At 63.7% G+C, this 18033-nt stretch carries 14 protein-coding genes; 9 read left to right on the top strand and 5 right to left on the bottom strand.

Going from position 1 to position 18033, the window contains the following annotated elements; genetic code table 11:
* The first annotated feature begins 68 nt into the window (after positions 1–68).
* From VIL88_RS09745 to VIL88_RS09775, 7 genes are all read left to right on the top strand, one after another.
* A complete protein-coding gene (locus VIL88_RS09745; RefSeq protein ID WP_331988218.1) occupies positions 69–1679 on the top strand; it encodes a glycoside hydrolase family 43 protein in 1611 nt (536 codons plus the stop codon).
* Positions 1680–1860: 181 nt separating this feature from the next.
* Positions 1861–2676 carry a DUF2189 domain-containing protein gene (locus VIL88_RS09750; protein WP_331988220.1) on the top strand — a complete coding sequence of 272 codons (816 nt, stop codon included), beginning with the start codon at positions 1861–1863 and terminating at the stop codon, positions 2674–2676.
* Between the two features lie 114 nt (positions 2677–2790).
* A complete protein-coding gene (gene mutS, locus VIL88_RS09755) occupies positions 2791–5487 on the top strand; it encodes a DNA mismatch repair protein MutS (RefSeq protein ID WP_331988222.1) in 2697 nt (898 codons plus the stop codon).
* Positions 5468–8263, top strand: a complete 2796-nt coding sequence (locus VIL88_RS09760; RefSeq protein WP_331988224.1) for a [protein-PII] uridylyltransferase — start codon at positions 5468–5470, stop codon at positions 8261–8263. Before mutS ends, VIL88_RS09760 begins: the two co-directional genes overlap by 20 nt.
* Before the next feature lie 138 nt (positions 8264–8401).
* Positions 8402–9967 (top strand): murein biosynthesis integral membrane protein MurJ, encoded by a 1566-nt coding sequence (gene murJ / locus VIL88_RS09765; protein ID WP_331988226.1) that lies wholly within the window; start codon positions 8402–8404, stop codon positions 9965–9967.
* Between the two features lie 65 nt (positions 9968–10032).
* Positions 10033–11064, top strand: coding sequence for a tryptophan--tRNA ligase (gene trpS / locus VIL88_RS09770; protein ID WP_331988228.1), 1032 nt, complete (start codon positions 10033–10035; stop codon positions 11062–11064).
* Between the two features lie 13 nt (positions 11065–11077).
* Positions 11078–11548 carry a universal stress protein gene (locus tag VIL88_RS09775; protein WP_331988230.1) on the top strand — a complete coding sequence of 157 codons (471 nt, stop codon included), beginning with the start codon at positions 11078–11080 and terminating at the stop codon, positions 11546–11548.
* 131 nt (positions 11549–11679) lie between these two features.
* On the opposite strand, the gene VIL88_RS09780 is transcribed toward VIL88_RS09775, so the two are convergent.
* Complete coding sequence (locus VIL88_RS09780; RefSeq protein ID WP_331988232.1) at positions 11680–11967, bottom strand: DUF3817 domain-containing protein; 288 nt, start codon at positions 11965–11967, stop codon at positions 11680–11682.
* 119 nt (positions 11968–12086) lie between these two features.
* On the opposite strand from VIL88_RS09780, the gene VIL88_RS09785 reads away from it, so the two are divergent.
* Positions 12087–12653, top strand: coding sequence for a NifU family protein (locus VIL88_RS09785; RefSeq protein WP_331988234.1), 567 nt, complete (start codon positions 12087–12089; stop codon positions 12651–12653).
* Positions 12654–12965: 312 nt separating this feature from the next.
* On the opposite strand, the gene VIL88_RS09790 is transcribed toward VIL88_RS09785, so the two are convergent.
* The 3 genes from VIL88_RS09790 to VIL88_RS09800 form a co-directional block, all read right to left on the bottom strand.
* Positions 12966–13994: a hemolysin family protein gene (locus tag VIL88_RS09790; RefSeq protein WP_331988236.1), complete on the bottom strand. Its 1029-nt coding sequence runs from the start codon at positions 13992–13994 to the stop codon at positions 12966–12968.
* Positions 13995–14064: 70 nt separating this feature from the next.
* A complete protein-coding gene (gene ybeY / locus VIL88_RS09795; RefSeq protein ID WP_331988238.1) occupies positions 14065–14544 on the bottom strand; it encodes an rRNA maturation RNase YbeY in 480 nt (159 codons plus the stop codon).
* A 137-nt stretch (positions 14545–14681) separates the two neighbouring features.
* Positions 14682–15755, bottom strand: coding sequence for a PhoH family protein (locus tag VIL88_RS09800; protein ID WP_331988240.1), 1074 nt, complete (start codon positions 15753–15755; stop codon positions 14682–14684).
* Between the two features lie 211 nt (positions 15756–15966).
* Here VIL88_RS09800 and VIL88_RS09805 point away from each other — a divergent pair, with 211 nt between their 5' ends.
* A complete protein-coding gene (locus VIL88_RS09805) occupies positions 15967–16476 on the top strand; it encodes a hypothetical protein (RefSeq protein WP_331988242.1) in 510 nt (169 codons plus the stop codon).
* Here VIL88_RS09805 and miaB read toward each other — a convergent pair whose 3' ends face one another.
* Positions 16477–17871, bottom strand: a complete 1395-nt coding sequence (gene miaB / locus VIL88_RS09810; RefSeq protein WP_331988244.1) for a tRNA (N6-isopentenyl adenosine(37)-C2)-methylthiotransferase MiaB — start codon at positions 17869–17871, stop codon at positions 16477–16479. It lies immediately after the preceding gene.
* Positions 17872–18033: the final 162 nt, after the last annotated feature.

Genomic DNA, 18033 nt, shown 5'->3' on the forward strand with positions numbered 1-18033 from the left:
TCCCCTCGGGTCAACCCCTAGGGTGACGTGCGGTGGATGCGGTTGCAGCGTGTTCCCGAAGGACTGCCATGCCCCAGATCACCAACCCCATCCTCCCGGGCTTCAATCCGGACCCCTCCATCTGCCGCGTCGGTGACGATTATTATATTGCCACCTCCACCTTCGAGTGGTTCCCCGGCGTGCAGATCCACCATTCCAAGGACCTGGCGAATTGGGACCTGGTCTGCCGCCCGCTCAACCGCAAGACGCAGCTCGACATGCGCGGCGATCCGGACAGCTGCGGCGTCTGGGCACCTGACATCACCCATGACGGGGAAAAGTTCTGGCTGGTCTATACCGATGTGAAGCGCAAGGACGGCTCCTTCAAGGACGCGCATAACTACATCGTCACCGCCGACACGATTGAGGGCCCCTGGTCCGACCCGATCTACATCAATTCCTCGGGCTTCGACCCTTCGCTTTTCCACGACGATGACGGCCGCAAGTGGTTCGTCAACATGATGTGGGACCACCGGACGCGGCCGCTGAAATTCGCCGGCATTGCGCTCCAGGAATTCGATCCCGTCGCCGGCAAACTCGTCGGCCCGCGCACCAACATTTATCAGGGCACCGACCTCAAGCTCGTCGAGGGCCCCCATCTCTATAAGCGCAACGGCTGGTACTATCTGCTAACGGCCGAGGGTGGCACGGCCTATGATCATGCCTGCACCTTTGCCCGCTCGCGCACCATCGACGGGCAATACAAAACCCATCCTGACAAGCATATCCTGACCAGCAAGGACGCGCCCTTCGCCGCGATCCAGCGGGCTGGCCATGGTGACCTCGTCGATACGCCCGACGGCAAGACCTACCTGGTGCACTTGGGCGGTCGGCCGACCACGCAGGAGCGCCGCTGCGTCCTCGGGCGCGAAACCTCCATCCAGGAAGCCTATTGGGGCGATGACGACTGGATTCACGTGAAACAGGGTCCCGTGCCCTCGCTGCATGTCGAGGTTCCCGGCACCCGCGACGACAGCGTCTACTGGGCCGAGCAGCGCTATACGTTCGAAAACGGCCTCCACAAGGATTTCCAGTGGCTGCGCACGCCCGAGCCGGAGCGCATTTTCACCACTGAGGGTGGTACGCTCAACCTCCTTGGCCGCGAGTCGATCGGCTCCTGGTTCGAGCAGGCACTGGTCGCCCGCCGGCAGACCCATTTCAGCTACGATGCCGAGACCGTTCTCGACTTCTCGCCCACCGACGAGCGCCAGTTCGCCGGTCTTACCGCCTATTATTCGCGCTACAACTTCTTCTACCTGACCGTGACCGCTCACTCGGACGGACAGCGCGAACTGCTGCTGATGAGCTCGGAAGTCAGCTGGCCCGATGGCAACCTGCGCTTCCCGGCCCAGCCGGTGCAGATCCCCAACGAGGGCAAGGTCAAGCTCGCGCTCACTATTCGCGGCAAGAAGCTCCAGTTCTTCTATGCCCTGGATGGCCAGGACCTCCAGCCGATCGGACCGGTGCTGGATGCCTCGATCCTGTCGGATGAATGTGGTGGCCACCAAGCCCATGGCAGCTTCACTGGCGCTTTCGTCGGCGTCGCGGCCAGCGATCTCAACGGCACCGCCCTGCCCGCCAGGTTCGACTACTTCATCTACCGGCCGCAGCACGACCCTTCCGACCGCTACGAGGTCTAAGCGATTTGCCGGCAGGTGGCTTGCCCCTGCCTGCCGGCTCTTCACGATTTACCGACCTGGGGCGACAACCTGTCGCGGCTCAGCTAGGCTCCACGCCGTTGCGGTCGCGTTTCTCGCGGATGCATCGGGGCGGCACAGCGCGGAATGGCGACCTCCTGCGGGAAAAGGGAGGCGAAAAGCCATGTCCAACTTTCATGTTCTAGCCGGCACGGGCGACAAGCTCGACATGCCGATGATCCGCCAGATCACGCTGGCCGATCTCGGTGACGCCTTGCGCAAGGGGGCCGCCGATTTCGGCGAGAAACCCAGCCACTATGCCTTGCTTGTTCTGATCTATCCCATTGTCGGCATTGTGCTGACGGTGTGGATGGATGGCTATCATACCTGGCCGCTGCTCTATCCGCTGGTTGGCGGCTTCGCGCTCATCGGACCTTTCGCAGCGCTCGGCCTTTACGAGATTTCCCGCCGTCGGGAGCAAGGGCTCGACACAAGCTGGGTCCATGCCTTCGAGGTCTTCCGGTCTCCCGCAATGGCCTCCATCGCGGCTGTGGGCGTGATGCTGTTTGTGCTGTTCACCCTGTGGCTGACTGCAGCGCAGGCTCTCTACGAGTCGCTGCTTGGTTCCTCGCCGCCGCAGACCCTGAACGGCCTTGTCGCGCAGATCTTCAACGAACCGGGTGGCATCACCCTGCTGATCGCCGGCACCGGGCTCGGCGCGCTATTCGCGCTCGTCACGCTCTGCACCTCGGTCATCGCCTTCCCGCTCCTGCTCGATCGGGATGTCGGCGCAATAGTGGCCATCGAGACCTCCTTCCGCGCTGTCCTGGCCAATCCCGTGCCCATGCTCGCCTGGGGCCTGCTCGTCGGGGCGGGGCTGTTTCTCGGCTCCGTGCCGCTGTTTGTGGGACTGGCCGTTGTGCTGCCGATCTTCGGCCATGCCACCTGGCACCTCTACCGCAAGCTCGTGGAGCCGGCGTCGCTGATCCGTGGCAGGTGACGGAGGAAACAGACGTCGATGACGATCTGTGGATGCCTCGGCGTGGCTGTCGCTACCGGTTGGCTTCGCGCGCCTTAACCCTTAAGGTCCCGGCTTCTCGCCGGGATCTTTGTTGTGATAGACCAGACTGCCGCTCAACCTCAGCTGACGCCGATGATGGCGCAGTATTTCGAGATCAAGGCGGTCAATCCCGGCTATCTGCTGTTCTACCGCATGGGGGACTTCTACGAGCTCTTCTTCGAGGATGCCGAGATCGCCAGCGCCGCCCTGGGCATTGTTCTCACCAAGCGCGGCAAGCATCTGGGGCAGGATATCGGCATGTGCGGCGTGCCCATCCATGCCGCCAATGACTACCTCAACAAGCTGATCAAGCTCGGCCATCGCGTCGCCATCTGCGAACAGGTGGAAGACCCCAGGGAAGCCAAGAAGCGTGGGGCCAAGTCGGTGGTCAAGCGCGATGTTGTGCGCCTGATCACCGCCGGCACCCTGACCGAGGACGACCATCTCGACGCACGCTCCAGCAATTTCCTCGCCGCACTCGCCATGGTGCGCCATGGCGAAACCGACTTTGCCGTCGCCTGGGCCGACGTCTCGACCGGCGAGACCTTCACCGCTGATCTTTCCGCCGAGCAATTGCAGGACGAGCTGGCGCGCATCGAACCGGCCGAGTTGCTGATGGCCGAGGCGACGCAGGATGCGCTGGCGGAGCGGCATCTCTTTGCCCCAGCTTGGACCAGCATCCTTCATCGCGCGCCGGCGGAGATCTTTGACAGCCAGGCGGCAAGTGTTGCGCTGCGCGATGCCTTTCCCGGCGATGCCTTCGATCCCACTGCCCTGTCGCGCGCCGCGCGCGGTGCCCTGGGGGCGCTCGTCACCTATGTGCGCGATGCCCAGAAGGGCGCCGGTGTTGCCCTGCGTGCGCCCGTCGAGCAGGCGGCCGGCCGTCACATGGCGATCGACGCGGCGACGCGCGCCAGCCTCGAACTGCACCAGACCCAGCGCGGCCAGCAACGCGGCTCCCTGCGCCAGGTGATCGACCTGACGGTCACCGCCCCCGGCTCGCGCCTCCTTTCGGCCCGCCTCGCCGCGCCCCTTGCCGATGCCGCAGCAATCAACCAGCGGCTCGACGCAGTGGCGCTTCTGGCCAACGACACGCTCCTGACCGGGCGTCTGCGCACCGATCTCAAGGCGGTGCCGGACCTGGCGCGTGCCCTGACCCGCCTGGCGCTCGACCGTGGTGGCCCGCGCGATCTTGCCGCGATCGGCAAGGCCGTTGCCGCCGCCTCGGCCCTATCGGGACATTTTGCCCGTCTGGAGGAGCTGCCTGCCGTGCTCGAGCGCCTGGGCGACACCCTCGCCTGTGCCCCCCTCCCCCTCGCAGGGCAACTGGCGGCAGCGTTGGACGATGACCTGCCGCTCCTCCACCGCGATGGCGGCTTCGTGCGCAAGGGATTTGACCAGAAGCTCGATGACGAGCAGGCGCTGGCCAGCGAAACCCGCGCCGTGGTGGCGGCGCTCCAGGCCAGGCTGATCGAGGAGACCGACGTCCGTTCGCTCAAGATCCGGCACAATGGCGTGCTCGGCTATTTCGTCGAAGTGCCCGCCGGCCACGGTGGCAAGCTGCTCGAGGAGCCGCATCGCCAGAGCTTCATTCACCGGCAGACCATGGCTAATGCCATGCGCTTCACCACGACCGAATTGGCCGAACTGGAGGAGCGGATCGCCCGTGCCCACGAGGCGGCGCTCGAAATCGAGCTGGCGATCTTCGCCCAGCTACGAACGGAAGCGCTCTCGCGCACCACCGAATTGCGCGACCTGGCCGATGCCATGGCGGAGCTCGACGTCACCACAGCGCTGGCGCATCTGGCCGCCACCAGGCGCTACACCCGGCCTGAGATCGACAACTCGCTGGCCTTCCAAATCGTCGATGGCCGCCATCCCGTGGTCGAGGACATGGTGATGAGCCAAGGGCAGAGCTTTGTCGCCAACGACGCCGACCTCTCCGGCGACGACGCAGCAGGCGGTGGCGCACTCTGGCTGGTCACCGGCCCCAATATGGGGGGTAAATCCACCTTCCTCCGGCAAAATGCCCTGATCGCCATCCTGGCCCAGATCGGCAGCTTCGTTCCCGCAACTTCCGCCCATATCGGCGTCGTCGATCGTGTCTTCTCCCGTGTCGGCGCCAGCGACGACATCGCCCACGGGCGCTCCACCTTCATGGTCGAAATGGTGGAGACCGCGGCGATCCTCAACCGCGCCACCCGCCGTTCGCTGGTCGTGCTCGACGAAATCGGCCGTGGTACCGCGACCTTTGACGGGCTGTCCATTGCCTGGGCCGCCGTCGAGGCCCTCCATGACACCACCGGCTGCCGCGCGTTGTTCGCCACCCACTTCCACGAGCTGACGAGCCTCGCCAAGACGCTCTCGCGCGTCAGCAACGTCACCATGAAGGTGCGCGAATGGGAGGGCGAGGTGGTCTTCCTCCATGAAGTGGGCCCCGGCGCCGCCGATCGCTCCTACGGCATCCAGGTGGCGCGGCTTGCCGGCCTGCCCGAGCCGGTGCTGCAGCGCGCTCGCCAGGTTTTGACCGTGCTCGAAAAGCGTTCGGCGGGCACCGCCTCTTCCAGCCAGAAAGCCAGCGTGCTAGACGATCTGCCACTCTTTGCTCATCAACCGGCTTCACCGCCCGTTGAGAAAGACCCGGTACACTTGGCGCTCGATGCCGTCCGTCCCGACGAGATGACCCCCAAACAAGCGATCGAAGCGCTCTACGAGTTGAAGAAAATCCGCGATGACGCTCGCCGAAGCTGAGCCAAAGCTGCGAAAACCTCTGTTTGCGTGCAAGTCCGCCGAGACGATCCTCGCCGAGCTTGATGCCGCTATCGGGGATGAGGCGCCCAAGTCCGCCGCCGCACGCGCCCTGGTTCTGGCCCATATCCGCCAGTGCCTGGCCGGCGCGCGCAAGGGCGCCGAGGCGGAGCTTCTCGCCACCGGCAAGGGCACGCGCTGCGCCCAGAACCTGTCTGCCGCGCAGGACGAAATCATCACCGCCGTCCATATGTTCGCCACCCGCCGGGTCTACCCGGTGGACAACCCGTCCGGCGCGGAAGCCATCGCCCTCTCGGCCGTCGGCGGCTATGGCCGCGGCACCCTGGCCCCCGGGTCGGACATCGACCTCCTCTTCATCCTGCCCTACAAGCAGACGCCCTGGGGCGAGCAGGTCACCGAATATATCCTCTACATGCTCTGGGACCTCGGCCAGAAGGTCGGCCATGCCGTCCGGTCTGTCGACGAATCCCTGCGCATGGCCAAGGCCGACATGACGGTGCGCACGGCAACGCTCGAGGCGCGTTTCCTGACCGGCGACAAGGCGCTCTTCGATAGCCTGGTGCATCGCTTCGAAACCGAGATCATGCCGCGCACCGGCCCCGAATTCATCGCCGCCAAGATGGCCGAGCGCGACGAGCGCCACAAGCAGATGGGCAATACCCGCTATGTGGTCGAGCCCAATATCAAGGACGGCAAGGGCGGCTTGCGCGATCTCAACACCCTGTTCTGGATCGGCAAGTACTTCTACCACCTCAAGACCTCGCAGGAACTGGTGGGCCGCGGCGTCCTCAGCGCCAGCGAATACCGCCTCTTCTCGCGCGCCGAGGATTTCTTGTGGGCGGTGCGCTGCCATCTCCATTTCGTCACCGGCCGCGCCGAGGAAAAGCTGACCTTTGACGTGCAGCCCGAGCTGGCCCAGCGCATGGGCTATGCCGAGCGCGTCGGCATGCTGGGCGTCGAGCGCTTCATGAAGCGCTACTTCCTGGTCGCCAAGGATGTGGGCGACCTCACCCGCATCATCTGTGCTTCACTCGAATTCAACCACGCCAAGGACTTGGACCTGGTAGGCAGGGTGCTGGCGCCGTTCCGGCAGGGCAAGAGCAAGATCAAGGGCGAGACCGATTTCGTCCTCGATACCGGCCGGCTCAACATTGCCGCCCCGGACGTCTTCGAAAAAGATCCGGTCAATCTGATCCGCATCTTCCGCGTGGCGGGACGCGAACAGCTGCTGTTCCATCCCGATGCGATCAAGGTCATCACCCGCTCGCTACGCCTGATCGACAACAAGCTGCGCCACGACCGCAAGGCCAACGACTATTTCCTCTCCATCCTGACCGATCCGCAATCGGTGGAACGCATCCTGCGCCAGATGAACGAGTCGGGTGTGCTGGGCCGCTTCGTGCCCGATTTCGGCAAGATCGTCGCGCTGATGCAGTTCAACATGTACCACCACTATACGGTGGACGAGCACCTGATCCGCTCGGTCGGCGTCATGGCCGACATCGCCAATGGCGGGTTGCGCGACCAGCTGCCGCTGACGCACGAACTGCTGCCCCAGCTTAACGACACGCGCCTCCTCTATGTGGCGCTGTTCCTCCACGATATCGCCAAGGGCCGTCCGGAAGACCATTCCGTCGCCGGCATGAAGATCGCCCGCCGCCTCTGCCCGCGCTTTGGCCTGTCGCCGGCCGAGACCGATACCGTAGCCTGGCTGATCGAGCATCACCTCCTGATGAGCGAAATCGCCCAGGCGCGCGATATCCAGGATCCAGAAACCGCCAAGGCCTTTGCGGACGTGGTGCAATCGCCGCAGCGCCTGGCGCTGCTGATGATCCTCACTGCCTGCGATATTCGCGCGGTGGGCCCCGGCGTCTGGACCGGCTGGAAAGGCTCGCTTCTGCGGGCGCTCTATTACGCCACCGAGCCGCTCCTTTCGGGCGGCCACTCGCAGTGGTCGCAATCTGACCGCATCGACTATGCCCGCGAACAGCTCGGCAAGGCGCTCGCCGCCTGGTCGCCGGAGGAGATCGCGACCTATACCGCCCGCCATTACGACCATTATTGGCTGCGCGCCGAGCCGGAACTGCAGGTCGAGCATGCCCGCATGATCCGCAATGCCGATCGGGCCGGTGAAGGCTTTGCTGGCTCGATCCGCATCAAGAGCTTCGAGGGCATTACGGAAGTCTCGTTCTACACGCCCGACCACCCGCGCCTCCTGTCGCTGATCGCCGGCGCCTGCACCATGCAGGATGCCTCCATTATCGGCGCGCAGATCTTTTCGACCCGCGATGGGCATGCCATCGATACCTTCCGCCTCCGCCGCGCCTTCACCTCCGATGAGGACGAAAAGGTCCGCGCCACCCGCATCATCGATACGGTAAAGCAGCTGCTCCAGGGCAAAAGGCAGATCCTGATCGATCTGGGCAAGGAATCGCGCCACAACAAGCGCCTTAAACCCTTTGCCCTGCCGGCGCAGGTCTCGGTGTCGAACGCCCTCTCGGAAAAATTCACCGTCATCGAGGTTTCCGGCCTCGATCGCATGGGCCTTCTCCACTCGCTGACCCACCAGATCTCGGACCTAAATCTCACCATCGGCTCGGCCCATATCGGCACCTATGGCGAAAAGGCGGTGGACGTCTTCTACGTCACCGACCTCACTGGCCAGAAGATCATGAGCAAGCCGCGTCAGCGCAAGATCCACGACGCGCTGATGGACGTGTTCCACCCCGTGCCGTTGGCCAAGGTGGCCAATGGGTAGCCACGTCCTCGTGCCTCGAGGGTCGCTGCGCTTCCGCCTCCCCCCGGGGGCTACTGCAAGTACCGTAGCTAGAGTAGCCCTCATGGTGAGGTGCTTTGCGCAGCAAAGCCTCGAACCACGCGGGCGTGGCACCATTTCATGAGCCTCTACCGCAACTTCCTCTCCGTCGGTGGGCTGACCCTGGTTTCCCGCATCGCCGGCTTTTTCCGCGATGCCCTGATGGCAGCCGTGCTCGGCATCGGCCCGGCGGCCGACGCCTTCAACGCCGCCTTCCGCTTCCCCAACCTGTTCCGCCGTCTCTTCGCCGAAGGCGCCTTCAACACCGCCTTCGTGCCCATGTTCGCGACCGCGCTCGAGCGCGATGGCGTCGATTCTGCCCGCGCCTTGGCCGGGCGCATCATGAGCTGGCTCGTTGCCACCATCCTGGTCGTGACCATCCTGGCCGAAATCTTCATGCCGCAGATCATGCGGGTATTCGTGCCCGGCTTCGTCGATGATCAAGCCAAATTCGAGCTGACCGTGTTCCTGTCGCGGATCATGTTCCCCTATCTCGCCTGCATGTCGCTGATGGCCGCCTATGGGGGCATTCTCAACGCGCTGGACCGCTATTTCGCCACCGCCTTTGCCCCGGTCCTCCTCAACATCGTCAACATCGCCGCCCTGGTGCCGCTGCTGATCCTGGCGGTCGACAGTCCGGCCGAGATCACCTTCTGGCTGGCCATCGCCGCCATGGCGGGCGGCATCGCGCAGCTCCTGCTGGTCTACCTCGCCATTCGCCGCGCCGGCGTGCTGCCGCGCCTGGCTCTGCCCCGGCTCGATGGCGAGGTGAAGCGCTTCTGGATCCTCGCCATTCCCGCGATCATTGCCGGCGGCATCACCCAGATCAACATCCTGGTCGGTACGGTAATCGCTTCGGGAAGCGACAGCGTCATCTCGATCATCTACAACGCCGACCGGCTCTACCAGCTGCCGCTGGGCATCATCGGCATCGCTATTGGCACCGTGCTCCTGCCCGAACTCTCCCGCCATATCGGCGCCGGGCGTGAGATCGAGGCCCGCCAGAGCCAGGGGCAGTCGCTGCTCCTTTCCATGCTGTTTTCCCTGCCCGCCGCCGCCGCGCTGATCGCCATCCCCGAGCCCATCGTCCGCGTCCTGTTCGAGCGCGGCGCCTTCGACGCGCAGGCAACTGCAGCCGTCGCGCAGACCCTGATCGGCTTCGCCGTCGGCCTCCCGGCCTTTGTGTTGATCCGGGTGCTGCAGCCGGGCTTCTTCTCGCGCAAGGATACGCGAACGCCAACCATAATGGCCGGTGTCTCGGTCGTGGCCAATATCGCGCTGTCGCTGCTGCTGTTCCCGAGCTTCCAATCGCTCGGCATTGCGCTCGCCACCTCCATCTCGGCCTGGATCAACGTCCTTTGCCTGGGCGTTCTCCTGGCGCGGCGCGGCTACTTCGCCCTGACCGGCCCTGAACTGCGCAAGCATGCCCTGGTGCTCGGCAGCAGTGCCGCGATGGGGGCGGCCCTCTTCCTCCTCGCCAGCCGGGCCGGGGCGATCTTTGCCCCCGGCGCGCCGCTCCTCCTCCAGATCGCTGCGCTGTTCAGCATCTGCCTCTATGGCACGGTGGTCTATTTCGCACTGGTGCACTTCACGGGCGCGCAGCCCCTGGGGCAGTTGCTCGGCCGGCTGCGCCGCCGCCGGAACTAGCCGGTTCCCATCCGCTTCGGCGCACTATAGAACTCACCCAAAACACCGCTACCGAACGGCCAGCCATGTCTTTCACTCCCCGCGTCTTTTCCGGTATCAAGCCCTCGGGCGATCTGCATCTGGGCAACTATCTCGGCGCCATCCGCCGCTTCGTGCCGCTGCAGGATACGCATGAGACCATCTATTGCGTGGTCGACATGCATGCCATCACCGTCTGGCAGGACCCAGAGGATCTCAAGCGCTGGACCTACGAGATCGCCGCCGCCTATATCGCCGCTGGTGTCGATCCCAAGAAATCGATCATCTTCAACCAGTCGCAGGTGGTGGAGCACGCCGAACTCAGCTGGATCTTCAACTGCGTGGCGCGCATGGGCTGGATGGCCCGCATGACCCAGTTCAAGGACAAGGCCGGCGAAAACAGCGAGCAGGTCTCGCTGGGCCTCTTTGCCTATCCATCGCTGATGGCGGCCGATATCCTCCTCTACAAGGCCACCGGCGTGCCGGTCGGCGAGGACCAGATGCAGCATCTGGAGCTGACGCGCGACATCGCGCGCAAGTTCAACCACGACTTCAAGAAGCAGATCAAATCGCTCGGCAACAAGGGCGACTTCTTCCCTATCACCGAAACGCTCGCCACCGGCCCGGCCATGCGCGTCAAGTCGCTCAAGGACGGCTCCAAGAAAATGAGCAAGTCCGACGCGTCCGATCTCTCGACCATCTACATGATGGACGATGCCGACCTGATCGCCAAAAAGATCAAGCGCGCCACCACCGATGCCGATGCCCTGCCCTCCGAGGCCGCGGGCCTCTCCGGTCGCCTCGAGGCCGAAAACCTCGTCGGCATCTATGCGGCGTTGAGCAACCGCTCCGTCGACGACGTCCTGGGCGAGTTCGGCGGCCAGGGCTGGGGCGTGTTCAAGCCCGCTCTGGCCGACCTTGCCGTCGCCAAGCTCTCCCCGATCGCCGAGGAGATGAAGCGGCTGGTGGCCGATCGCGGCGAGATGGATTCAATCCTGCGCGACGGTGCCGAACGCGCACGCGCCATCGCCCAGCCCATCATGGCCGACATCCGCGATATCGTCGGCTTCGTCCGGTAGAGCGAGGCAGGCCATGTACGACACCGAATACAAGCGCAAATTCCTCGTCCTGATCGACGAGACTCCCGAATGCGAACGCGCGCTGACCTTTGCCGCCTATCGCGTCAAGCGCACCGGCGGCACCGTGGTGCTGATGAGCGTGATCCCCAAGCCCGAATTCATCGGCATGGGCGTCGAAGACGTCCTGCGCGCCGAGGCGGTGGAAGAAGCCGAGCGCTACCTCGACGCGCGCCTGGCGCGCATCCGGGACATCGGCGATGTGCGCGCCGAATCGGTGATCCGCGAAGGCGAAGGACCCGAGGAGATCGAGCGCGTCATTGCCGCCGATCCCGGTATTGCCATCCTGGTCCTCGCCGCATCGACGTCTAACGAAGGTCCAGGTCCCCTGGTCAACTACTTTGCCAGCCGCGCCAACGCGCTGCCCATCCCGCTGACTGTAGTTCCGGGCCGCATGAGCGACGAAGAGATCATCGCGGTCTGCTGAGCGTGCCGCAGGCAAAATCGCGCCGGTGGCGCGATTTTAGCGAAGCAGGCCATGAAGGCTAAGCCTGAATGGCCCGGACCCGCCGCATACCTGATCTACTTTCAGGCTGTTCTAGGACGCTTAGTCATTCCCTATCCCGCCGCTTCCTTGCGCTTGAGAAGCCCATCATTGAGGAATGTGCCGAAGGGAAAGAACGACGCCAGGGTGGTGCGCGTCCATTCCGAGGCCGTGAAGCCGCGGCCCCAAAGGCAGATCACCATCGCCAGGATGTAGGTGATGAAGGCTATGCCGTGGAGCATGCCCAACGGCGGCACCAGGGCGGGATTGCCGAACCAGTACTTGGCGGGCATGGCCACCAGAAACAGCAGCAGCGTGGTGCAGCCTTCGACAATGCCGACATATCTGAATGTCTTGATCATGTTATGTGACTAGCGCATGCAAGCCCCGCGCTCCAATGAGGCGGAAGGTCGCAAAAGCCGCTTGCACCTGCGGCAGGAAAGACTATTTTAGAAACGTTCTAATTGCTCAAGGCGCCCCGATGTTCATCCAGACCGAAGCCACACCGAACCCAGCGACCTTGAAGTTCCTGCCCGGCCGCGACGTGCTCCAGGGTGAACCGCGCGACTTCCGTGGCCCCGAAGCGGCGGCCAATTCGCCGCTGGCACAGGGTCTCTTCGCCATTTCTGGCGTGACCGGCGTGTTCCTGGGCTCCGACTTCATCTCGGTCACCAAGGACGACACCAATTGGGCCCATATCAAGCCAGCCATCCTTGGCGTCATCATGGACCATTTCCTCTCCGGCAAGCCGGTGATCGTCGAGGGCGGCGTGGATGTGGCCAATTTCGATGAGGTCGACGAATTCTTCGATGAAGAAGACGGCGAAACCGTCGAGGTGATCAAGGAACTGCTGGCGACCCGCGTCCGCCCGGCGGTGGCGATGGATGGCGGCGACATCATCTTCAAGGGCTTCAAGGAAGGCACTGTCTTCCTCCACATGCAGGGCGCCTGCTCGGGCTGCCCCTCCTCGACCGCTACGCTCAAGAGCGGCATCGAGAACCTGCTCCGCCATTTCGTCCCCGGCGTCGAAGCCGTTCAGCAAGTTTGAGCGCGCGAAAATCACGCCAGTGGCGTGAGTTTGGCGCTCAAAGCCACGAGGGCTACGCCCTAATGGCAGCGCGCCACCAGTTAAGCAGCAAGCCGGGGGCTCAGTGGGAAACCGCTGGGCCCTTAGTTTTTCCTGCTGGCCATGCGATGCCGTTCAACCCACCAGCCGTCACCCTCGGGCTTGACCCGAGGGCGTTGCACTTGCAGGCGTCGCAGTAAGTTCAGAGCCTCGGGTCAAGCCAGAGGGTGACGATCGGAATTTCTCATGGCCGTGGATGTAGCCATGCCCGACAGCCCATGTCGCCCCAATTCCTCACTCCGCCGCCGCCTTTTGTTCCGGCGTGCGCTGATCCGTGATCGCCAGCGGCTCAACCGCCTCTTCGCGTTTGCGGCGGATGCGCAAGCGCTTAATTCGGCGGCTGTCGGCGGCAAGGATCTCGAACTCGAAGCCTTCGAGCTTGCTGACCTTTTCGCCGCGCTTGGGCACGTGGCCGGCTAGGTCGAACACCAACCCGCCAATCGTGTCGACGTCTTCCGCATAGTCGCCCGGGTCGAATTCAGGCCCGATCAACTTCTGCACGTCGCTGAGCTCGGCCCTGGCGTCGGCGATATAGGTATCGGCACCAACCTTGCGGATCAGCGAAGCGGCGAGCTCATCATGCTCGTCCTCGATCTCGCCGACCACGGCCTCGAGCAGGTCTTCGATGGTCACCAGCCCGTCGGTGCCGCCATATTCGTCGATGACAATGGCCATATGGACGCGCGAGGCGCGCATGGACTGGAGGAGATCGCCCACCGGCATGAAGGTGGGCACGAACATCGCGTCGCGGGTAATGTCGAGCTTGATGATCTTCTGCTTGAGCACGGTCGACATCAGCTTGACCGGCACTTCCTTTTCGGGATCGGTGACCGGGTCGGTGATCTTGGCCAGCGCGTCCTTGACGTGGATGAAGCCCAGGATGTTGTCGAGATTGTCGTCGTAGACCGGGAGGCGCGAATGGCGGACCTGGCGGAACTTGGCGATCAGCGTCCCCAGATTGACGTCGGCCTCGATAGCCTGGATGTCGGATCGCTCCACCATCACGTCGGCAACCGACACATTGGAGAGCTTGAGCACGTTCTGGAGGATCGTGCGTTCGCTTTCCGAAAAATCCGCCGTTTCGGCACTGCCCTGCTCTTCGAGAGCGACCTGCAGGTCGTCGCGCAGGGAAACCGTGCTGCGGGCCAGCATGGCCCGGATGCGGTTCAGGATGGACGGCCCCCGTCCAAGAACGGAGGCGGGACTAGAAGGAGGCTCGGGATTGGGAGGGGCCAGCGGGCCCGTACTGTCGCTGTCGTTCATCTGCTGCGCCACCCGGAGGCGGCATCTATCCTCTAAGGAGAAATCGTAGGGTCAATATAGGACCGCCGCGCTAATCGGCATAGGGGTCCTCTACCCCCAATGTGGCCAATATGCGGGTCTCGAGGCCCTCCATCTCGGCGGCCTCCTCATCGGTGAGGTGGTCATAGCCCAGGATATGGAGAAAGCCGTGCACCACAAGGTGGGTGAAATGCGCCTCGAAGCTCACGCCCTGTTCCTCGGCTTCCCGGATCAGCGTTTCCCGCGCCAGGGTAATGTCGCCCAAGATACCCACCACAGGTCCGAAGGGCTCGATCTGCGGAAAGCTCAGGACGTTGGTCGAGCTGTCCTTGCCGCGCCACTGGCGGTTGAGTTCATGCTGCTCCTCATCATTGGTGAGGAGGATCGACAACTCGGCCGCCCCTTTGACTTTGGGCTTGGCAAGCGCAAGCGCGGCTCGGACGGCCTCTTCGGCCCGCGCCTCGAGGTTTTCGGGCCAGGCCTCGTCATTGACGATGACGGCAATTTCAATGGGGGACGTCGTTTCTGCCATCGATCTCTGAATTCTTCTACGGTGTCATCCCGGCGAAGGCCGGGATCCATAACCGTAACTAGCCGCAACACCCGGCGGGGAGGAGGTCACCGCATGGATTCCGGCCTTCGCCGGAATGACATCGCGGGTTGTCACCCTCACACTCGCGGAGCAACGCCAAGCGTACGGGCAAGACCTTCCGTCTCGCGATCCTTCTCGGCCAGCCGCCGGGCACTGTCGGCTTCATAGGCCCGCACGATGCGGCCGACCAGAGCATGGCGCACCACATCCTTGTCGTTGAAGCGCGATATATGCACGCCTTCGACGCCATCCAGCAATTGCACGGCTTCCACCAGCCCCGACTTCTCGCCACGGGGCAGGTCGACCTGGGTCGGGTCGCCGGTGACGATCATCTTGGAGTTCTCGCCCAGGCGGGTCAGAAACATCTTCATCTGCATCGAGGTGGTGTTTTGCGCCTCGTCGAGGATCACCACGGCATTGGCCAGCGTCCGGCCGCGCATGAAGGCCAGCGGCGCCACTTCGATAATGCCCGATGTGATGCAGCGCTCGACATTTTCGGGCTTCATCATGTCGTAAAGCGCGTCATAGAGCGGACGAAGGTAGGGGTCGACCTTCTCCTTCATGTCGCCGGGCAGGAAACCCAGGCGTTCGCCGGCTTCCACCGCCGGACGCGACAGGATGATGCGGTTGATGTCGCCGCGTTCGAGAAGCGAGGCGGCATGCGCGACGGCAAGATAGGTCTTGCCCGTACCGGCCGGGCCAACGCCGAACACCAGTTCGCTCCGCTCCATGGCGCGCATATAGGCGTCCTGCGCCGGCGTGCGCGCGACAATGGTGGATTTGCGCGTAGCGATCTGGGCCATGCGCACCTTGCCCTTGCGCTCCAGTGTCGGCAAGGTGAGCTGGGAATCTTCGGTTTCGATCATGCGGATGACGCCATCCACATCCGAAATGTCGACCGTGCGGCCTTCTTCGAGCGATCCATAGAGCGATTCCAGCACGCGCCTTGCCTGGTCCACCGCCGAGGCCGCACCCTTGAGGAGGACGTGGTTCCCGCGCGGCGTAGCCGACACCTTGAGCCGTTGTTCGATCAGGGCAAGGTTCTGGTCGAAATCGCCATAGAGCTGGGCCGCCAAGCGATTATCTTCAAAAGCGAGTTCGAGTTGCGATGCGAGTGCGTTGTCTGCTGTCGGTGACAAATGCCTGCTCAAACTTGTGTGGCTCCCGGAGGGAATGGCGCGGACTGCGCCTGTCGCTGTGAACGACGCTAGGACGATTTGGGTCCCTTGTCTGTAGCAATATTGTGACTGCTGTGGATTGCGGCAAGGGCGGCCTGCCCGCTTGTTGGCGCCGGCGGCAGCGGGGTCGCCCCTGTGGATCGAACAATGCCGCCGCGCGTTGCTCGGCGACGAGGACCGCCCCATGCTGCACACTTCAATGCGCGCGACTGCCATAACCCTGTTGCTGCCCATGGCGGCGATGGCGCAGGACATTGCCTGGACGAGCTATGTGGACCCCGAGTTCCGCTTTTCCGTCGATCTCCCCTTGGGCATGTTCGAGCCGCTCGAGGGCGATGCAGGAGCGGGCATGACCCTGGCTGAGACAGGCGGGCAGGGTCAGCTCAGCATCTATGGCGGCGAAGCGCCGGGCTTGACGCTGGAACAGTTTGCCGAGCGCTTGTCCACCGGCGAGCAGATCCGGACAATCACCTACCAGACCGGCGGCGATTCCTGGTTCGTCCTGTCCGGAGACTATGCACCCGACACGCCGCAAAGCGAGCCTCTGATCTTTTACACCAAGGTCATGCTTGCCGAAGACGGCAACAGCTTCTCCGCTTTCGAGATCAGCTATCCCAAGCGGGATAAATCCCGCTACGACCCTATCGTCGAGCGCATCGAAGACACGATGAGCCGTCCCGGCGCCTCGGGCTGATCAGGCGGCTACCGCCATCTTGAGCCGGCCAACCAGCGAATTGGTGCTGGTGCCGATAATGTCTACCTGGTGGATGGCCCCGATCAGCTCGATTGATCCTTCCAGATGCACTGCCTGCAGGTAAGGCGAGCGCCCCCCGACCTGCCCCGGCATGCGGCCGGGCCGCTCGATCAGCACGGGCAGGGTCTTGCCGACGCAGCTCTGGTGGAAGGCGGCGGTCTGCTGATTGACCAGTTCCTGCAGGCGGTAGAGCCGCTCCGTCTTGACCTCTTCGGCGACCTGATCGCCCAGGTTCGCGCCCGGCGTGCCCGGGCGGGTTGAATATTTGAATGAGTAGGCCGAGGCATAGCCGACGTCGCGGATAATGCGGAGCGTGTCTTCGAAATCCTGGTCGGTCTCGCCGGGGAAACCGACGATGAAGTCGCCCGAAAGCGCCATATCCGGACGCGCCGTCTTGATGCGCTCAATCACGCGCAGGTAGTCGGCGGCGGTGTGGCGACGGTTCATCGCCCGAAGGATCGTGTCCGATCCCGACTGCACCGGCAGGTGGAGATAGGGCATCAGGATGTCGAGGTCGCGATGCGCCGCGATCAGGGCGTCATCCATGTCGCGCGGATGGCTGGTCGTGTAGCGAAGCCGCTCGAGGCCGGGGATTTCCGCCAGTCGGTAGGCGAGTTCGCCCAGGCCCACCACACGGCCGTTGTCGTCGCCATGGTAGGCGTTGACGTTCTGGCCAAGAAGGGTGAGCTCCTTGACGCCCGCATCGACCAGGTTGCGCGCCTCGGCCAGAACCTGCGCCACCGGGCGCGAGACTTCGGCGCCGCGCGTATAGGGAACGACGCAGAACGAGCAGAACTTGTCGCAACCCTCCTGGACGGTCAGGAACGCGGTCAGCCCCCGCTTGATGGTGACTTCCTTTTGCGCCAGGGGCAGGTGGTCGAACTTGTCTTCCTCCGGGAAGTCGGTGTCGATCACCGCCTTCTTGAGCGCCGGGTGCATGTGCCTTTGCGCTTCGGCCTGCGCCAGCATGTCGGGCAGCTTGTGGTAGGCCTGCGGCCCGAACACCATGTCGACCACGGGTGCGCGGCGGGCAATTTCCTCGCCCTCCGCCTGCGCCACGCAGCCGGCAACGCCGATCATCATGTCGCCGCCCAAGGCACGCCGCTCGGTTTGCAGCTCCTTTAGGCGCCCGAGCTCGGAGAACACCTTTTCCGAGGCCTTTTCGCGGATATGGCAGGTATTGAGCAGCACCAGGTCCGCCTGCGTCATGTCCAGCGTGGTCTCGTAGCCATGCGGCGCCAGGGCGTCCATCATGCGGTCGCTGTCATAAACGTTCATCTGGCACCCATAGGTCTTGATGAACAGCTTCTTGGTATTTGAGCGCGTCTCAGTCATGGCCCGCTCTTACCAGACTTCGAGGTGTGCGGCATAGCCGCTGAAAGGCTCCAGTGAAGCCTTTCAAGCCGAGTAGGCCATGAGGCTATGGCCGAATGGCAGGCTTGGACTCAAAGAGCCTGCAACCTTGACTGCGTCCAGCGGGTTTACCGGGAAGACAAC

The organism is Devosia sp., from assembly GCF_036563435.1.
Lineage (GTDB): Bacteria > Pseudomonadota > Alphaproteobacteria > Rhizobiales > Devosiaceae > Devosia.